The organism is Vibrio sp. B1REV9 (genome assembly GCF_905175395.2).
Taxonomy (GTDB): Bacteria; Pseudomonadota; Gammaproteobacteria; order Enterobacterales; family Vibrionaceae; genus Vibrio; species Vibrio alfacsensis.
Map to the genome: position 1 here is coordinate 454,817 of NZ_HG992746.1, position 12,924 is coordinate 467,740.

Here is a 12,924-nt window from a genome sequence, read left to right on the forward strand (position 1 = left end):
CTAATCGACAGTTCCTGTATGAAGTGAATGAATGTGGTTAGTCAAATGCACACTATTAACACTTCCGAAACCAACTAGAATACGTGTATTTACGAAATTGCCAAGTGTTTTGCAGTAAGTGAGGATAAAAAGAGAGAGGTTGATTAAATTTAAATCAATCAACAAGTTGCACTATGTTATTGACTGCTATACTTTCGTTGTAATCTAAAGCTAGGGTAAGACAAAGGAGAGAGAACGATGCAAATTAGTTCAGATGTTCACAATTATATGGAAACCTTAGTCGGCCAAGTACTGAGTACAGATACTTACATTCAACAGTTCACTAATGAGCAACTTGCAGATATTGCTTGTTTGGCCTTAACCCAACTCAAACCGATTTACATCCGCCATGATATCGATTTTCTTTCTGCCCTTCCGGAAGATAAGTTAACAAGGTTTAAAAATAGCGTTGATATTGCTCTCGAAAACGCAACTAATATGATTCAGCAAGATAGAAGAACGAATCGTAACAATGATGTGCCTGTAATTTTCTCTCATACAAGTTATGATGAGGACAAAGAACTGGAGTGGTTTGAACAACCAATCTTAAACATCAATTCAAAGTAGTTTGTGCATTCTTTTCGCTAAATTGCACACCTCTAGGAGGAACCGTGGGATTCTTTTCGCGCTTGTTTGGTGGCGGTAAAAGTACTGCCGAAGTAAAAAACATCGAGCCTATCGAGTATAAAGGCTTTTTGATCTACCAAGATAGCATTCCTGAAAATGGGCAATATCGTATTGCTGGTCGGATTGAGAAAGAATTTGATGGAGAAGTAAAAAGTCACCGCTTCATTCGATCTGACCTGCTTGGTTCAGAACAAGATGCGAATGAACTGATGTTAAAAAAATCGCAAATGTTCATTGATCAAATGGGTGAAACAATCTTCGATTGAGATCTGACAGTAACTTGATTCCAATCATCTATGAAAGAGCCATTAGTGTATATGCTGATGGCTCTTTTTGTTTTTAAGCTCAAATTATTTGTAAATTAAGCACTTAGTTGGCTTCTGGTTGGACCACGCTGTAGTCCGAATGGTCGTGGTTATTTTTCAATCCTGAGGGGAAGATTCACCATGACTAGGCGTTATATGTAATGAATTTTTGTATTTTTGTTACAAAATGCTTGAAGTCACTGTGTACGTTAGATACAAAAGAATGAGTGACGCTTTGCTTTTCTCAAACGACTGATTGGCAGTTTTGTCAAAGTTTGTTTGGTATGGGGATATAGAAATTACTAATAGATATGTATACAAGGAGTATGCGTTTTGCAAATCGGTGTACCTAGAGAAATACTCGCAGGAGAATCGCGAGTAGCTGCATCACCTAATTCGGTTGCGCAGTTAATTAAATTGGGATTCGATGTTGTAATCGAATCACAAGCGGGGGTGCTAGCCAGTTTCGACGATGCGGCTTATGAAGCGGCAGGAGCGACAATTGTATCTAGTGAAGAAGTTTGGAATTCTGGTCTCATTCTAAAAGTGAATGCGCCTATTGTTGATGCCGAAAAAGGCCTTGATGAAATCGCTTTACTTCAAGATGGGGCAACACTTGTGAGCTTCATTTGGCCGGCTCAAAATGCGAAGTTAATGGAACAACTCTCTAGCAAGAACATTAATGTTCTCGCTATGGATGCTGTTCCTCGTATTTCACGTGCTCAAGCGCTCGATGCACTCTCTTCTATGGCTAATATCGCTGGTTATCGTGCCGTCGTTGAAGCTGCTCATGAGTTTGGTCGTTTTTTCACTGGTCAAATCACTGCCGCAGGTAAAGTTCCGCCGGCTAAAGTATTGGTTGCGGGCGCTGGTGTTGCAGGTCTTGCTGCAATCGGTGCTGCAGGTAGCCTTGGTGCTATCGTTCGCTCTTTTGACGTTCGTCCTGAAGTAAAAGAGCAAGTTGAATCGATGGGTGCAGAGTTCCTAACCGTAGACTTCAAAGAAGATTCCGGTTCAGGTGACGGCTACGCGAAAGAAATGTCAGATGAATTCAACAAAAAAGCGGCTGAGCTGTACGCTGAGCAAGCGAAAGACGTTGATATCATCATCACAACAGCACTGATTCCTGGCAAACCAGCGCCAACGCTTATCACCAAAGAAATGGTGGATAGCATGAAAGCGGGCAGCGTGATCGTTGACCTTGCTGCCGCAAACGGTGGTAACTGTGAATACACAGTAAAAGATCAAGTGATCACCACGGCGAACGGCGTGAAAATCGTTGGTTACACCGATATGGTAGGTCGACTGCCTACGCAATCTTCTCAGCTTTACGCAACCAACCTTGTAAACCTTCTAAAATTGCTGTGCAAAGAGAAAAACGGCAACATCAATATTGATTTTGAAGATGTTGTTCTTCGCGGTGTAACTGTGGTGAAAGAAGGCGAGGTTACTTGGCCTGCGCCACCAATTCAGGTGTCAGCGCAACCACAAGCTAAACCGCAGGAACCAGTTAAACCTCAACCTAAAGTCGAAGAGCCAACGTCACCAGTGAAGAAATTCGGTGCGCTCGCTGTCGGTTTAGGTGCATTTGCATGGGTTGCTTCTGTCGCTCCGGCTGCGTTCCTATCTCACTTCACCGTATTCGTTCTGGCCTGTGTGGTTGGTTACTACGTAGTTTGGAACGTAACACACGCACTGCATACTCCGCTTATGTCTGTAACCAACGCGATTTCAGGCATCATTGTAGTGGGCGCGCTGCTACAAATTGGTCAGGGTAATGGTGTCGTTACCTTCCTATCATTCATTGCTGTACTCATTGCAAGCATAAACATCTTTGGTGGATTTACTGTGACCAAACGTATGCTCGAAATGTTCCGCAAAGATAAATAATAGGAGTAACCAATGTCTGCAGGATTAGTACAAGCGGCATATATAATTGCTGCGTTATTTTTCATTTTAAGTCTCGCGGGACTGTCTAAACAAGAATCGGCAAGAAAGGGGAACTACTACGGTATTGCGGGTATGGCGATTGCGCTTATTGCGACAATCTTTAGCCCGAGTGCGGAAGGGTTTGTTTGGGTCATCATCGCTATGGTTATTGGTGGTAGCATCGGTATCCACTACGCGAAAAAAGTAGAAATGACTCAAATGCCAGAACTGGTTGCTATTCTACACAGCTTTGTAGGTATGGCAGCGGTATTGGTAGGTTACAACAGTTACTTAGAGCCGCCTGCGCCAGTATCAACGGACCTCGCAGGTATGCACGCTGAGCACGTAATCCACCTTGTTGAAGTCTTCCTTGGTGTGTTCATCGGTGCGGTAACCTTTACGGGTTCGGTCGTTGCTTTCGGTAAGCTACGCGGCACGATCTCATCCTCGCCACTTAACTTGCCTCACAAGCACAAAATGAACCTTGCGGCGATCGTCGTTTCTACGCTTCTTATGATTTACTTCGTAAAAGCGGACGGCAGCATGTTCGCACTGATCGTAATGACGCTGATTGCATTCGCATTCGGTTACCACTTAGTTGCGTCTATCGGTGGTGCAGATATGCCAGTTGTGGTTTCAATGTTGAACTCATACTCAGGTTGGGCAGCAGCGGCAGCAGGTTTTATGCTTGCAAACGACCTACTGATCGTAACGGGTGCACTAGTTGGTTCTTCGGGTGCGATCCTTTCTTACATCATGTGTAAAGCCATGAACCGCTCGTTCATCAGCGTTATCGCTGGCGGCTTCGGTCAAGAAGTTGTGATCTCAAGTGATGAAGAGCAGGGCGAACACCGCGAAACTTCAGCTGAAGAAGTGGCAGAAATGCTGAAGAACTCAAAATCAGTGATCATCACTCCGGGATACGGTATGGCAGTAGCGCAAGCACAATACCCAGTGCATGAGATCACAGAGAAGCTTCGAGCTCAAGGCATTGAAGTTCGCTTTGGTATTCACCCTGTAGCGGGCCGTCTACCAGGCCACATGAACGTTCTACTGGCAGAAGCAAAAGTCCCTTACGATATCGTACTAGAGATGGATGAGATCAACGATGACTTCCCACAAACAGATACCGTTTTGGTTATCGGCGCGAACGACACAGTAAACCCAGCTGCACTTGAAGATCCAAACAGCCCAATCGCAGGCATGCCTGTATTAGAAGTTTGGAACGCGCAAAATGTGGTTGTGTTTAAGCGCTCGATGAACACGGGCTATGCTGGCGTTCAGAACCCGTTGTTCTTCAAAGAAAATACGTCAATGTTGTTCGGTGATGCGAAAGAGAGCGTTGAGGCTATCTTTAAAGCGCTATAACAATAAACGAATAAAAACATAATTTTAATCATTGGGTCAGCATTGCGCTGGCCCTTTTTCGTCTGTTCGTTTCTATTTTTACCTTGTCGTTTCTTTTTTATTCAATTGTTATAGTACTGCAAATCCTTGATCCTCCAGATGTCTTTTGTTTTATGATTGATGTATAGTTCTGGTTAATGTGAATAGTAACGGTAACAGTTTGATTAAAAAGTTTTTGCTCCGTTCTGCCTTAATGCTACCTCTTATTTCGGTAAGCGCATTTGCAGATTCATTACCAGAACGAATAGATACGTTTACAGAGCTTTTTAATTACGAACAAGCCCTTAAATCGTACGATATACGCATACTTCAATCTAACTACCCAACCAAACTTCTTTCTCCGGATTCAATGCTCCCTCAAACAGCTGATTATCCGTTGAAAGACATACAGCAGTTATATCGGCTGGCAAATACTTGTCGCGGAAAATTGCCACTCAGCCCTTTAATTACCGAACCTCTCGTTTTTACGCGTGCCTTATGCAAAGGAACGAAATTAACACCTAGATGGTTCTCACGTAGTGGGTTGATTCACCCAGGAGGCGGGAGTTACGCAGCCAGATATGCAGAGAAATACCCGGAGCTACGCAGTGTGCTCGCTCAGTATATGCATATCAAAGAGCGTAATAACGAAGAGGGGGATGAACTGCTTACTAGCCTTCAGCATATGGATGATGATGCCATAAATGCGCTTATTGGTGGTGCAAGTATGTTTATTGAAGACCAAGAGTTATGGCTGAGAAGAGGCGATCACTACTTTGTATTCAGTAAAGATGTTTGGAAAGAAAACGTAGATATCGCAGGCTTGTCGTTTGGATTAGCCTCGGAGAGCAGGAGTTGTTTCGTAAAACGCGGCAACGTTTGCTGGGATGTGGAAGATCACTCCCAAGTGTTGAGGATCAGTATGATCGTCCTTGTTATTGCGAACATATTGCTCGTGATTGGCTGGGCGGTCTACCGTTGGAACAGTAAGCGAGAAGAAATGCGCAGCCGGATGCTGGTTCTTCAGATTCTGACCCATGAGCTAAGAACACCAATTGCGTCTTTGTCTCTAACGGTTGAGGGATTCCGGCGAGAGTTTGAACACTTACCTGAGAGTGTATACGATGAGTTTCGTCGCTTATGTGAAGACACTCGTCGTTTAAGACAACTTGCTGAAGCAAGTAAAGATTATCTTCAGTCGGATAATCAAATGCTTGCCACAGATTGGGTTCCATCTGTAGCAGAGTGGCTTGAATATAAGATTGAAGAAGAGTTTGAAAACGCGGTACAGTTCAGTATTAATGAAGATATCGCAGCCAAACTTAACGTATACTGGCTAGGCACCTGTATCGATAATTTATTACGCAATGCACTTAAGTATGGCGTAGCACCGGTCGAATTAAATGTTATGACCAGTGACGAAAAAATAGTTATCCAAGTCCAAGATGCTGGCGATTTGACGGCTAAAGATTGGTCAAACTTAAGAAAGCCATTCGTAAGTAAGAGTGGATTAGGACTTGGATTAACAATTGTTGAATCTATGGTAGGCCGCATGGGCGGAAAAATGTCCTTAATGGGACCACCTACAACCTTTATATTGGAGATACCTTGTGAAACAGACACTGCTACTCGTTGAAGACGATAAAAACTTGGCTGACGGCCTGTTAGTAAGCCTGGAACAAGCAGGATACGAGTGTTTGCATGTGGAGCGTATTTCAGACGTAGAACCACAGTGGAAAAAGGCTGATTTAGTCATTTTAGACCGCCAGTTACCAGATGGTGACTCTGTAAATCATCTTCCTGAATGGAAAAAAACCAAGGATATTCCAGTTATTTTGCTTACTGCGCTTGTAACGGTTAAAGACAAAGTAGCAGGCTTAGACTCGGGTGCAAACGACTACCTGACGAAACCATTTGCTGAAGCAGAATTATTTGCGCGCATCCGTGCTCAACTTCGTGCTCCGGACTCTGCCGATCAAGACAATGCAGATAAAGTAACAGCAAAAGATCTTGAAATTGATCGTGCGACTCGCGAAGTAGTATTCAAAGGTGACATGATCACTCTAACTCGTACAGAATTTGATCTTCTGTTATTTTTAGCATCAAATCTTGGCCGTGTATTTACACGAGATGAGTTACTTGACCACGTTTGGGGTTATAACCATTTCCCAACGACTCGTACTGTGGATACGCATGTCCTTCAGCTACGTCAAAAGCTCCCAGGTCTTGAGATCGAAACGCTTCGCGGCGTTGGTTACAAAATGAAAGCGTAACATCGATAATGAAAACACTACTTCCTGTAGTCCTATCATTAATGATCATAAAACCAGTCCAAGCAATGGACTGGTTTCAATCTAATACTCCTTTAACCCAAGCGCACCAACACCTTCTTGAAGATGACCTCGGGGCAATGTTCAACTCACTGGTTGAGCTTTGGCAAAGTGAACCCAACAAGCGCGTTACGCCTTATCTCAATGACCTATTAGGGCAATCGTTGTCCAAAGACTGTGGTAAATCTTTAAGTAGTATTGCTTTGCCTGAGTGGATAAGCGGCGTTAACGTCATTCGACAAACCATTCAAAGTCCGGGTCGTGATACCTATCGATTGGTTGTAAAGCTTCGCTCAACAACGGATATCGATGAAATTTCATTTCGACGCTGGGTCGACACGACCATTTCCGCAGACAGCTCTTTTAGTCACGAGCAGCCAATACCAGGTACGGAGTTACTTAATGAGCGCAATTATTTAAAGCGATATAATTTAACGGGCAAAGTTGAAGCAGGTTTATATCATTTATCTATTGTTGCTAAAGATGGACGTTCCTACCGAACATGGGTAATTCTTGGCGATTCCAGCTCTTCACAATATGTACGTTGGACATCAAAAGAAAACTGGAAAGTAGAGAAAAGTGCGTTAAGAAATCCACACTGCCCATTACCTCAATTAGAAGTTGGACTCTTTGACTATGTTGATGGTCAGTATGATCAAGTCTGGAATAAAACCTATGAATCTAACTACCCGAACTCGTTGGAGTTAGATGGGATCCCAAATGATCGTTATGTTTTAGCGGTTAGCATCAACAGTAGAAGGTGGCAGGGAGAGATAATTGTTGAGCAAGCTCAAACTATTAGTCGAACCTATGATGTTTCTCAAGAAGAATAGTTAAAGAAACTGCACTTGTGCCGATATAAGTTCAGGACGAACTAAAGTACAAGTGTAGTATGAAAACCCAATTAAAAATTTTAGCTGCCATAATATCTACCGCTGCATTTAGCGGCGTTGCTTTTGCTGGAACTTATGCCGTCGAAGCAAGGAGTGATGCGATGGGTGGTGTCGGCACTGTGGCTGCCTCTTATCTTACCGCGCCATTTTTCAATCCAGCTCTCACTGCCATTTATCGACGTAATGATGATGCAGGTATGATCGTACCAAGCTTTGGTATTAACTATAATGACCAAGATAACATCATCGATACCATTGATAGAATTGGGAAAATGAACCCGACTGATCCTAACTTGGGTACAGAATTAAAAAATCTGGGCACTAGTACGATGAATTTCGATGTTGGGGGCGTGGTAGCAGTCGGAATTCCAAACCGGTTTTTATCTGCCACGGCTTACGGAAAGCTTTACACCGAATCTTTTGTCCAGCCAGAAATCACGGACCTTACCGATATAAATAAAAACTACGTGCGTGGGGTATCAATCGGTGTAGCAGAAGCGGGGATCTCGCTGGCGAAGTACACCAACTTCATGAACCAGCACATGTCATTCGGTATTACTCCTAAGCTTCAGCGAATTTATACTTATTCATACGCAACAAGCTTTGCGGCTTTTGATACCAAAAACCTGCGTGAAAACGAAACTGCAGAGACAATGTTTAATTTCGATGCTGGTGCTCTATGGTTTTTCGGTCCATATCGCTTAGGTATTTCAGCCAAAAACCTAATGGGTCGAGACATTAGCACTAAAGCATTTATCTATAATGGAACCACAACAATCGCATCTGAAGATTACAGTATGCGCCCAGTCTATACCGTGGGGGCGGGTTACGTTGCAGATTACTTTTCAGCAAGTGTTGATTATGATTTGAATGAAGAGAAAAAATTCTCGTCGTTTGATGATAACACTCAGATGTTAAGAGTAGGTGTGGAAGTAGACTTGCTTCGTCAACTTGCCCTCCGTGCGGGCTATAAGAAAAATCTTGCTTACTCTGATAACGAAGGGACCATTACGGCGGGTGTAGGGCTCACACCACTAAATCTCATTGAGTTAGACATTGCAGCGCAATATACAAATGAAAATGCAATGGGGGCATCGATTAATTTCCTTGCGACGTACTAAGCGAATCGTTATAGTCAGCTCCTTATATTGAGGAGCTTTTTTATGTTTGACGATTTACCACCTCTGTCTCATCAAGAACAACAACGAGCTGTAGAGCAAATTCAAGAATTGATGGCAAAGGGCACCAGCACCGCAGAAGCCATTAAAATAGTTGCTCAGCAAATCCGAGCGGAATACGCCGCCAAGCAGCAAGACTGAATAATCACAAAGAGCAGGGCACAGACCCTGCTTTTTTACGTCTGCTTTATACCTTACTTACCCAAGCTCATTCTCTAAACTTAACGATCGTCCGCGATAAACAACGGATTACGTTACAGTGTATCTTTTATTCCTTTAAGACCTATGAAGATCTTAGCAGGTAAAGTTGGTAAAATTTTACTAACGATGCTTTATCCACTAAAGACTAACAACGCAATCAGGCGTGATTGCTTCACGTCGAATGACAATAATGCAGATAAAACAGCAACTTATGGCAGTGTTTTAAACTTATTATCAGTCGAGACATACCACTTGGTGTAATTAAATTACAAGATATAAATCTCACGAGTTTGTAGCCAGTGAATTATTCTGTACAAGTCAGAAAGGGACATTGTCACGTTTATTTCATTAAAATATATTCAATGATAATGGTCGCTGCGCAAACAGTGAGTACTAGCAGACGCTTACCATGTTAAATATGAATTGAGATTAAGGAATGTTGAAATCAGCAACAAAGCCGATGATTGGGATAGGTAAGGGGCGATTTATAACTCCACATTTTGATCAGTTTCAAACGTAAGTTTTTATGATAACTAAGGTAACTATTTCTTATTACGTGACACTGTAGCGTTGAAAGTGAAGGAATGCTCTCTCTGTGACTTACACGTTACCGCTTGGTAGTTGCTGTGCTAAGTCTTTATTAAGTGACGATGTCACCCTAGTCTCACTAGGGAGTATTATTAAAGTAATTGGTAAGTAGGTAGGGTTTTGTGGAATGATACATAGTAAAAAGCCGAGTGTACGTGGTGCACTCGGCTTGTATTTTTTTGATGATATTACTTGTCCGCGAGGTCGAGTTTTAGTTCGCCATGCTCTGAGTAATGGGATATGACTTCTTGACTACACTTGGTCCCTTCACATGTGTTAATGGCGATAAGTTGATTCTTTTTATTGTAGTATCGCGTAATGTGTTTTTGACCTTGAATCTCACGAACGCCTGTCCAATCATTGCCGTTTTTATCGACGCCATCAAGAAACGACTTCCCATCGACAACGATTGTTTTCTTTTTCCAAATAGCATCACCATTTTCACTTTGACAGTACTCATAGTGCGCGTTCCCAGACGCTGTATCTTGGCAGTTTTTTGCATAAGAAATAGCGGGTAGCATTAAAGAAAGAATCGGTAATAATATTCGAAATGTGTTGTTCATTTTACTAGCTTTTTGACGCAGATATTTCAACGCGAATTATCAACATTTTGAAATTTAAAAACGTGATCTTGTTCAATTGTTTGTACGAAAGAACGTCGCACCTATGAATTTATCGTCTCGCCTGAATATTAATTATAGCTCTCGAGATGTGCTGTTCATGGATTGGGTCTTCATGATAGGTCATTCAGCACTTAGCATACATCATCTTTCCAGCTAAACACGAATATGATCCAATCCATAGAAACAAAGTCATCGTGATTAAGCGCAATGTAATTCGTTCTGTGACACCCAAATGAATGGTTAATTCGGTTTCTCGAGGGTTGACCGCGGTTGTCATGATCTAGGGATTCAACGCCAAGTTCCTTAAAAGTTTTAAGTATGCGAGACAAGTGTCGGTAGCTTATTCCAAGAATGGATGTGGCATCTCGGCGCTTTAACTTATTGTTTAAAACATCTTGGATAATGGAGAAACGTTGCAATTCATGGTCGTTCATCGTTACTAACATCCTAAATACCTCCAAGCAAACATAGGACAGATTCACTTGGAAATATTAGGACATTATCGCTTTGGGCTTACAATTCTAGTTCGCATTATGTTGGCTTATGTTGAATGCCGTTTCATATAGAAAGTATATAGAACCCTTTAAAAATAAGGGTCTATATGACGAACTTCCGAAAGATGAGCAAGAACTACATTTTTCGTGAATTTGAATGCGGTTTAAGCATCGAAAACACAGCAAAACTTTGTTTTAAAAGTGTGAGGACTGTCAAAAGTTGGGATGATGGTAAACCTATTCCACCCGAGTGCAAACGGCTTATGAGAATGGCAACTGGTCGAGAACTATCACCAAGTGACGATTGGGAACTATTCAAAATGCACTACGACAAACTTGAATTACCAACTGGACAGAAAATCTCATCACAAGAGCTTTTAACCGCAATCGCATTATTAGAAATTGGAGCAGAGGCCGATATGTTGATAGTCACCAGGCTAATGAAATATGTTAGAGCACTTTGCAAGATTAAGACTCGCTAGCGCTCAAACACTGGCGCGCTACGCTTACATATACATGCTGCCGCGGTGAAATCCGATAGTTAGGAGGAAAGTACCCCCGTAATACAGAACGGGGGTTAGCCTCGCTTCGCTCGGGGCCCTCCCGACGAAACGGGCCCCTCCCGAGCTGCGCTCGGTAAATCGTTAAGAATCAGTCTCGACTCTCAACTGATTCAGAGAACCATAGAAGAATAGTGAAAGAACCATGAACTGGCAGTGCCCTGAACCCAAAAGCGGGCTTAGCAAGAAAGAGGGAAGTTTTTCAATTGCAGGGAATATGCTGGATTATCGGGCGCATTTAAAATGATCACATCCAATGACTTTCTATGCGCCCTTATCTCTGCGAGGCAGTCCGCTATATGCTGACAGTTGGAAGGGAATCAAAAACGTTATCCGGCTTGCTTTGAACATCCTCACCATCGAGGCAAGTTAACACCCTAAGCTCAGAACCCCAACTCATCTCATAAACGCATTCAGCTAAGGCATTGAAGCCATAGCCCATAGATTGCAAATCTATCTGATTTAAAGAAAAAACCTTTTTATCATCCTTGTAAACGTCGATGTATATTCGGAAAAAAGAGAGGTCTTGATTTAGGAAGCTATCACCATTAAACGAAGCACCGTAAACATGCTGCTTAGAATACCCGGTCACGACAAATTGATAAGCAGACAACGGGCCAAACACAGAAATACTTTTTTCGTTTGGGACCGCAGTCGATGATGGAACACCATCAGGAACCGAAGTTATCGCACTGGATGAAGTAGATTGAGTTTCTTGGATGGGTTGTTGCTCAGGAACTGGAAGCTCATCATCTGGCATCCAAACATAAACATTAAAAATTACGGCAATAACACAAAACGTACCACCTAACCAAAACGGCCAACGAGTCCAAATCGGCTTAATATCTGCCGCAGTTGCTTCCTTAACAGAACCTGATGATTGAGTATGACTTTGATAAAAAGGGAAGTAATGCGCTTTATATTTTCGCTGTTCCTCATTAACCACTTCACTAGTGGAGCCAATTCTTACTTTTTTGGTATAAGTCTTATCGCTCCCAAAAGCCGTATTCTTTGCACAGTAATACGTGATTTCAATCATGGCCTTTACGTCACGGTGAATTTTGCGCAAATCCTGCGTAAGCAAAATGATATCAATACCGTAGTGACCATGTAACGAGTAGAACTCTAATATATGCGCATCCAAGTTGCGATTGGGCAATACCATATGAGCCTCATCGACCACAAATAGCGGACCGCGATTATTCTCATCACGCCAATCGTCTTGATAATCGGTAAACTTAGCAAACGGTCTATCTAAGCTACCATAATCATTGAGCTTACCATCCACAACCGTAACTAAAGCCGCAGCATCATCCCCAAACACCTCACGAAACTTATCAATATTCAAAGGAATATTAGTGATAACCTTGCGACCCGATTTAACAGCAGGAATGATGTGATAAACCACAGACTCATAAGACTTGCCGCTACGTGGACGGCCTACAATGGCATAAATCATGAGCCCAACCTTGTAAACGGAATTAATTGAAGAAGTAAACGCACCGACAAACAGGTAAGTATGATCGTTAACGCTTGAGGAACACCAATAGCGGTCATCACCCAAGCAACCTCCGGAGGCAATCCGGTCAAATATTGGGATATATCAATTGGGCTTAAAAAGCCCATCACCCAAGAAAGCATAATATTGATTGCTTCAAATATTTGTTCAAAGGCCCAAAAGAAAACATCCTTAACCATATCAATCAAGGTAATTAAAAGCCGATAAAGAAACTCAATCAGCTTATTAAATAAATCAATTATCCAATCCATA

The 12,924-nt window shown here is 42.4% G+C and carries 14 protein-coding genes; 10 read left to right on the top strand and 4 right to left on the bottom strand.

The features are described 5' to 3' along the window. Window positions 1-237 precede the first annotated feature (237 nt). The 9 genes from KHN78_RS16290 (at window position 238) to KHN78_RS16330 (ending at window position 8,828) form a co-directional block, all read left to right on the top strand. Window positions 238-606: a late competence development ComFB family protein gene (locus KHN78_RS16290; RefSeq protein ID WP_211917233.1), complete on the top strand. Its 369-nt coding sequence runs from the start codon at window positions 238-240 to the stop codon at window positions 604-606. A gap of 44 nt (window positions 607-650) precedes the next feature. Continuing rightward, window positions 651-932 (top strand): HlyU family transcriptional regulator, encoded by a 282-nt coding sequence (locus KHN78_RS16295; protein WP_211917235.1) that lies wholly within the window; start codon window positions 651-653, stop codon window positions 930-932. Between the two features lie 372 nt (window positions 933-1,304). Further along, window positions 1,305-2,861 carry a Re/Si-specific NAD(P)(+) transhydrogenase subunit alpha gene (locus KHN78_RS16300; RefSeq protein ID WP_211917237.1) on the top strand — a complete coding sequence of 519 codons (1,557 nt, stop codon included), beginning with the start codon at window positions 1,305-1,307 and terminating at the stop codon, window positions 2,859-2,861. Between the two features lie 12 nt (window positions 2,862-2,873). Next, window positions 2,874-4,268, top strand: coding sequence for a Re/Si-specific NAD(P)(+) transhydrogenase subunit beta (pntB, locus tag KHN78_RS16305; protein ID WP_211917239.1), 1,395 nt, complete (start codon window positions 2,874-2,876; stop codon window positions 4,266-4,268). 232 nt (window positions 4,269-4,500) lie between these two features. Further along, window positions 4,501-5,922, top strand: a complete 1,422-nt coding sequence (vxrA, locus tag KHN78_RS16310; protein WP_317984257.1) for a sensor histidine kinase VxrA — start codon at window positions 4,501-4,503, stop codon at window positions 5,920-5,922. Continuing rightward, window positions 5,897-6,559 carry a response regulator transcription factor VxrB gene (vxrB, locus tag KHN78_RS16315; protein WP_128812910.1) on the top strand — a complete coding sequence of 221 codons (663 nt, stop codon included), beginning with the start codon at window positions 5,897-5,899 and terminating at the stop codon, window positions 6,557-6,559. The genes vxrA and vxrB overlap by 26 nt, the downstream gene beginning before the upstream one ends. Before the next feature lie 8 nt (window positions 6,560-6,567). Further along, on the top strand, window positions 6,568-7,449 hold the full coding sequence (locus tag KHN78_RS16320) for a DUF2861 family protein (RefSeq protein WP_211917243.1): 882 nt from the start codon (window positions 6,568-6,570) through the stop codon (window positions 7,447-7,449). A gap of 59 nt (window positions 7,450-7,508) precedes the next feature. After that, window positions 7,509-8,630, top strand: coding sequence for a conjugal transfer protein TraF (locus tag KHN78_RS16325; protein ID WP_211917245.1), 1,122 nt, complete (start codon window positions 7,509-7,511; stop codon window positions 8,628-8,630). Between the two features lie 42 nt (window positions 8,631-8,672). After that, window positions 8,673-8,828 carry a YoaH family protein gene (locus KHN78_RS16330; protein ID WP_128812907.1) on the top strand — a complete coding sequence of 52 codons (156 nt, stop codon included), beginning with the start codon at window positions 8,673-8,675 and terminating at the stop codon, window positions 8,826-8,828. Window positions 8,829-9,664: 836 nt separating this feature from the next. On the opposite strand, the gene KHN78_RS16335 is transcribed toward KHN78_RS16330, so the two are convergent. Both KHN78_RS16335 and KHN78_RS16340 read right to left on the bottom strand, forming a co-directional pair. Continuing rightward, complete coding sequence (locus KHN78_RS16335; RefSeq protein ID WP_211917247.1) at window positions 9,665-10,039, bottom strand: hypothetical protein; 375 nt, start codon at window positions 10,037-10,039, stop codon at window positions 9,665-9,667. A 191-nt stretch (window positions 10,040-10,230) separates the two neighbouring features. Beyond that, window positions 10,231-10,545 carry a helix-turn-helix domain-containing protein gene (locus KHN78_RS16340; protein WP_211917249.1) on the bottom strand — a complete coding sequence of 105 codons (315 nt, stop codon included), beginning with the start codon at window positions 10,543-10,545 and terminating at the stop codon, window positions 10,231-10,233. A gap of 173 nt (window positions 10,546-10,718) precedes the next feature. On the opposite strand from KHN78_RS16340, the gene KHN78_RS16345 reads away from it, so the two are divergent. Next, the gene (locus KHN78_RS16345; RefSeq protein WP_223917813.1) at window positions 10,719-11,075 is read left to right on the top strand and encodes a regulator; all 357 of its coding nucleotides are present in this window, start codon (window positions 10,719-10,721) and stop codon (window positions 11,073-11,075) included. Window positions 11,076-11,448: 373 nt separating this feature from the next. On the opposite strand, the gene KHN78_RS16350 is transcribed toward KHN78_RS16345, so the two are convergent. Together KHN78_RS16350 and KHN78_RS16355 are read right to left on the bottom strand one after the other, a co-directional pair. Further along, window positions 11,449-12,612, bottom strand: coding sequence for a zonular occludens toxin domain-containing protein (locus tag KHN78_RS16350; RefSeq protein WP_211917253.1), 1,164 nt, complete (start codon window positions 12,610-12,612; stop codon window positions 11,449-11,451). Continuing rightward, window positions 12,609-12,923: a DUF2523 family protein gene (locus KHN78_RS16355; protein ID WP_211917254.1), complete on the bottom strand. Its 315-nt coding sequence runs from the start codon at window positions 12,921-12,923 to the stop codon at window positions 12,609-12,611. Before KHN78_RS16355 ends, KHN78_RS16350 begins: the two co-directional genes overlap by 4 nt. Between the last annotated feature and the right edge of the window lies 1 nt (window position 12,924).

Bases quoted from the DNA above. Each gene is read 5' to 3' on its own strand.
- KHN78_RS16330 (WP_128812907.1), top strand. From the start codon at position 8,673: ATGTTTGACGATTTACCACCTCTGTCTCATCAAGAACAACAACGAGCT.
- KHN78_RS16325 (WP_211917245.1), top strand. From the start codon at position 7,509: ATGAAAACCCAATTAAAAATTTTAGCTGCCATAATATCTACCGCTGCA.
- KHN78_RS16320 (WP_211917243.1), top strand. From the start codon at position 6,568: ATGAAAACACTACTTCCTGTAGTCCTATCATTAATGATCATAAAACCA.
- KHN78_RS16345 (WP_223917813.1), top strand. From the start codon at position 10,719: ATGAGCAAGAACTACATTTTTCGTGAATTTGAATGCGGTTTAAGCATC.
- pntB (WP_211917239.1), top strand. From the start codon at position 2,874: ATGTCTGCAGGATTAGTACAAGCGGCATATATAATTGCTGCGTTATTT.
- KHN78_RS16290 (WP_211917233.1), top strand. From the start codon at position 238: ATGCAAATTAGTTCAGATGTTCACAATTATATGGAAACCTTAGTCGGC.
- KHN78_RS16350 (WP_211917253.1), bottom strand. From the start codon at position 12,612: ATGATTTATGCCATTGTAGGCCGTCCACGTAGCGGCAAGTCTTATGAG.
- KHN78_RS16335 (WP_211917247.1), bottom strand. From the start codon at position 10,039: ATGAACAACACATTTCGAATATTATTACCGATTCTTTCTTTAATGCTA.
- vxrA (WP_317984257.1), top strand. From the start codon at position 4,501: ATGCTACCTCTTATTTCGGTAAGCGCATTTGCAGATTCATTACCAGAA.
- KHN78_RS16340 (WP_211917249.1), bottom strand. From the start codon at position 10,545: ATGTTAGTAACGATGAACGACCATGAATTGCAACGTTTCTCCATTATC.
- KHN78_RS16355 (WP_211917254.1), bottom strand. From the start codon at position 12,923: ATGGATTGGATAATTGATTTATTTAATAAGCTGATTGAGTTTCTTTAT.